The sequence below is a fragment of the Pseudomonas agronomica genome (genome assembly GCF_025917275.1).
GTDB lineage: Bacteria > Pseudomonadota > Gammaproteobacteria > Pseudomonadales > Pseudomonadaceae > Aquipseudomonas > Aquipseudomonas agronomica.
Window position 1 is genome coordinate 1 of sequence record NZ_JAOSHO010000444.1, and the last position, 4,161, is coordinate 4,161.

Here is a 4,161-nt window from a genome sequence, read left to right on the forward strand (position 1 = left end):
ATCGCGAGCAAGCTCGCTCCCAAAGGGGGGAGTTTCAATTTTCGGAATCCAGGCGCTTCTGGAAAAAGAAGCGCTGATGCCCCGGTGGATAGTCCTCGATCTTGCCGCACTCGGTAAAACCAAGCCTGCGGTAGAAATCCGGGGCCTGGAAGTCGAAGGTGTCGAGCCAGATCCCCACGCAATCCTTTTCCCTGGCCAGCTGTTCGGCCATCTTCATCAATTCCGAGCCTGTGCCCTGGCCCCGGGCCTGTTCAGGCACCACCAGCAACTCGATATAGAGCCAACGAAAAAATACTCGGCCGTATAGTCCGCCGACGATTTCGTCGTGCTCGTCGCGCACCAGCCAGGCGACCAGTTCCGGCGCGCTTCCGCCTGTCTGGGCGACGTTATAGGCTCGCAATGGCGCGAGGATGGCCTGGCGTTGTTCATCGGTTGGAGCGTCCGTGCGTTCGATTCGCAGCGTCATCAGTGATGTCCTTGTGCATTGGGATGATCAAGCGCAGTGAGCCTATCCCAAGGACGACGATGACGTAAGCCGCTCGACGGGAAACGGGCATATTGCGCAAACCGAGCCATACTCGTCTGTGCTTTTGAAGCGATCCCGACCCTTAAAACAAGAAGAGACCGACTCATGAAGTTCGAATCCCTGGCCCGGCCCCTGATCGCCACCTCGCTTTCCCTCTGCTGTCTGACTGCCCACGCTGCGTCCCAGGCCCCGGTTGCCGCCGAGAACGGCATGGTGGTGACCGCCCAGCACTTGGCGACCCACGTTGGCGTCGATGTGCTCAAGAATGGGGGCAATGCTGTCGATGCGGCAGTGGCGGTGGGTTATGCCCTGGCGGTGGTCTACCCGGCGGCGGGCAACCTCGGCGGTGGCGGTTTCATGACCTTGCAGATGGCCGATGGCCGCAAGACCTTCCTGGACTTCCGTGAAAAAGCGCCCCTGGCCGCCACGGCCGACATGTACCTGGACAAGGCCGGCAATGTCATTCCCGAACTCAGCACGCGCGGGCACTTGGCGGTCGGCGTGCCCGGCACGGTGTCCGGCATGGAACTGGCGTTGAAGAAATACGGCAGCAAACCTCGCGAAGAACTGATTGCCCCGGCCATCAAGTTCGCCGAGGAAGGTTTTGTCCTGGAACAGGGCGACGTGGATCTGCTGGAAACCGCCACCGATGTATTCAAGAAGGATGCGCGTGATTCCGGGGCGATCTTCCTGCATGACGGCGAGCCGATGCAGGCCGGCCAGAAACTGGTGCAGAAGGACCTCGCCAAGACGCTGCGGGAAATCTCCACCAAGGGCGCCGATGGGTTCTACAAAGGCTGGGTCGCTGACGCTATCGTCACGTCCAGCCAGGCCAACAAAGGCATCATCACCCAGGCTGACCTGGACAAGTACAAGACCCGCGAGCTGGCGCCGGTGGAATGCGATTATCGCGGCTACCACATCATCTCCGCGCCGCCGCCCAGCTCAGGTGGGGTGGTGCTGTGCCAGATCATGAACATCCTCGACGGCTATCCGATGAAAGACCTGGGTTTCCACTCGGCACAGGGCATGCACTACCAGATCGAAGCCATGCGTCACGCCTACGTCGACCGCAACAGCTACCTGGGCGACCCGGATTTCGTCCAGAACCCCATCGACCACCTGCTGGACAAGAACTACGCGGCGAAGCTGCGCGCCGCGATCGAGCCGCAGAAAGCCGGCGATTCCCACAAGATCAAACCCGGCGTGGCCCCGCACGAGGGCAGCAACACCACCCACTATTCGATCGTCGATCAGTGGGGTAACGCCGTCTCCGTCACCTACACCCTCAACGACTGGTTCGGCGCCGGGGTGATGGCGAGCAAGACCGGGGTGATCCTCAACGACGAAATGGACGATTTCACCGCCAAGGTCGGCGTGCCCAACATGTACGGCCTGGTGCAGGGCGAAGCCAACGCCATCGCGCCGGGCAAGGCGCCGCTGTCGTCCATGAGCCCGACCATCGTCACCAAGGACGGCAAGACCGTGATGGTGGTGGGGACCCCGGGCGGCAGCCGCATCATCACCGCGACCTTGCTGACTATCCTCAACGTGATCGACTACGGCATGAACCTGCAGGAAGCGGTGGATGCGCCGCGCTTCCATCAACAGTGGATGCCGGAGGAAACCAACCTGGAAACCTTCGCCGCCAGCCCCGATACGCTCAAGCTGCTGGAGAGCTGGGGCCATAAGTTCGCCGGGCCGCAGGACCCGAACCACATCGCCGCGATCCTGGTAGGCGCGCCGTCGTTGGGTGGCAAGCCGGTGGGCAAGAACCGCTTCTACGGCGCTAACGATCCACGCCGTAATACCGGGTTGTCATTGGGCTATTGACCATTCGAAGAGGGAAACATGAGCACTGCATTGCTGATCATCGATGTCCAGGAGGGGCTGTGTGCTGGCGAGGAGGAATGCTTCGACAGCCAACGCCTGGTCCAGACCATCAACGATCTCAGCGCCAGGGCCCGTGCTGTCGGCCTGCCGGTGATACTCGTCCAGCATGAGGAGCTGGACGGCTCGCTGGCCCATGGCAGCGCCGCCTGGCAGTTTGCCGGCGGCCTGCTCACCGGGCCTGATGACTTGCGGGTGCGCAAGACCACCCCGGACGCGTTCTACCAGACCGACCTGCTGGCACTGTTGCAAGCCCGGAGCATTGATCGCGTGGTGATCTGCGGGCTGCAAACCGACTACTGCATCAACGCGACCGTACGCCAGGCCCATGCCCTGGGGTACGAAGTGGTCCTGGCCGCTGATGCCCATTCGACGGTGGACAACGGCAGCATGACGGCGGAGCAGATCATCGCCAATCATAACCATCGACTCGGGCGGCTGAGCAGTGCGGTGTCGCGGATTGATGTGATGCCGGCTGCCAAAATCCGCCTCTAGCCGATAGGGAACACAAGCTCCAACCGGCCTCTGTAGGAGCTGGCGGAGGCTCGGGCCGCGTTCGGACGATCTTTTGATCTTTTGATCTTTTGATCTTTCGCTTGATATTCAAGTGCCCTTGGAAAGATCGCAGCCTCGCTTCGCTCGGCAGCCCCTACAGTGCAGGCCAGCGGGAGCAAGCTCCCTTGCCACGCAGGTGCGCGTCTGTAATATCAAGGCGCGCCAAGCACCATCGTCCAGTACACCCCCGCATCGCTGCTCGGATCGCTGGCGGACGCGGCGCCCATCTGGGTGAACATCGGGTTCATCAGGTTGGCGCAATGCCCGGGGCTGGCGAGCCAGTCGCCCATGGCCTGGCTCGGCGAGCGTTGCCCGGCGGCGATGTTCTCGCCCAGCTTATGTCCGCGAAAGCCGGCGCCCTTGGCCCGATCGGATGTGGAGCGACCGTCCGGGTCGCGATGGGCGAAATAATTGCCCCGGGCCATGGCCCGGCTATGTCCGAGGGCGGCTGACCCCAGCGCGGCGTTCCAGCTCAACGGTCGAGCGGCGGCAAAGCGCTGGCGCCCGCACATCCGTGGCTTGGCCCTGGCGGCGTTGACCTGGGCCAGCAGCGTCTTGTCCGACGCACCCACATCGCTTATCCGCGTGCCGCCCCCCATGGGCTGCGCCAACACCACGCGCCACTCATCACCGACCCGATTGACGCCAATGTCGGCGTATTGATTGTCCAGCAGCGCCGCGCAATGTTCGTCCGCCAGCATCTCAAAGGCCTCGTCGGCGTCCCGTGCGTCGGTCAGGCGAATGCTGCGCACTTCGCGGGCTTGATAGCCAACGTCCTTCAGGGCGTCGCGCAGTCCGCCACTAAAACCGATCGGCAAGGCCAGGTTCGAGCGCAGAGCCAAGGGTGGCGCGGCGCGCAATCTTCGCCAGTCACACCGTTGGGACTGGCTGCGGTAATCGTTGATAGCGTTTACCAGTTGCCCTTCGCCCCGGGCATGGGCCGGACTGGTGAACAGAGGAAGCAGGATCGTGAGGCACAGCGAAGCGAAACGGCGAGAGCGAACAGAATGGCGCATGGGGCGAACGGCTCGGGAGGGAATTGCCTTGACGCCAGAACGGCGCCGGTCAGCCCTGGACGTGTTGTTCAGGGCTGGGGTAGGACTGCGGCGTTCAGAACTAGTTTCAGGGTGTGCGAATACATAATGTCTGGACCGCACGAGGTCCTTGTGGCGAGGGAGCTTGCTCCCGCC

Annotated in this window: 4 protein-coding genes; 2 read left to right on the plus strand and 2 right to left on the minus strand. The window is 62.7% G+C overall.

The features are described 5' to 3' along the window. Positions 1–34 precede the first annotated feature (34 nt). Positions 35–466, minus strand: a complete 432-nt coding sequence (locus OC610_RS22345; protein ID WP_264430841.1) for a GNAT family N-acetyltransferase — start codon at positions 464–466, stop codon at positions 35–37. Between the two features lie 165 nt (positions 467–631). Here OC610_RS22345 and ggt point away from each other — a divergent pair, with 165 nt between their 5' ends. Together ggt and OC610_RS22355 are read left to right on the plus strand one after the other, a co-directional pair. Beyond that, on the plus strand, positions 632–2,359 hold the full coding sequence (gene ggt, locus OC610_RS22350) for a gamma-glutamyltransferase (RefSeq protein WP_264430843.1): 1,728 nt from the start codon (positions 632–634) through the stop codon (positions 2,357–2,359). 18 nt (positions 2,360–2,377) lie between these two features. After that, a complete protein-coding gene (locus OC610_RS22355; RefSeq protein WP_264430845.1) occupies positions 2,378–2,911 on the plus strand; it encodes a cysteine hydrolase family protein in 534 nt (177 codons plus the stop codon). A gap of 212 nt (positions 2,912–3,123) precedes the next feature. On the opposite strand, the gene OC610_RS22360 is transcribed toward OC610_RS22355, so the two are convergent. After that, complete coding sequence (locus OC610_RS22360) at positions 3,124–3,987, minus strand: CAP domain-containing protein (RefSeq protein ID WP_264430846.1); 864 nt, start codon at positions 3,985–3,987, stop codon at positions 3,124–3,126. Between the last annotated feature and the right edge of the window lie 174 nt (positions 3,988–4,161).

Bases quoted from the DNA above. Each gene is read 5' to 3' on its own strand.
- OC610_RS22345 (WP_264430841.1), bottom strand. From the start codon at position 466: ATGACGCTGCGAATCGAACGCACGGACGCTCCAACCGATGAACAACGC.
- ggt (WP_264430843.1), top strand. From the start codon at position 632: ATGAAGTTCGAATCCCTGGCCCGGCCCCTGATCGCCACCTCGCTTTCC.
- OC610_RS22355 (WP_264430845.1), top strand. From the start codon at position 2,378: ATGAGCACTGCATTGCTGATCATCGATGTCCAGGAGGGGCTGTGTGCT.
- OC610_RS22360 (WP_264430846.1), bottom strand. From the start codon at position 3,987: ATGCGCCATTCTGTTCGCTCTCGCCGTTTCGCTTCGCTGTGCCTCACG.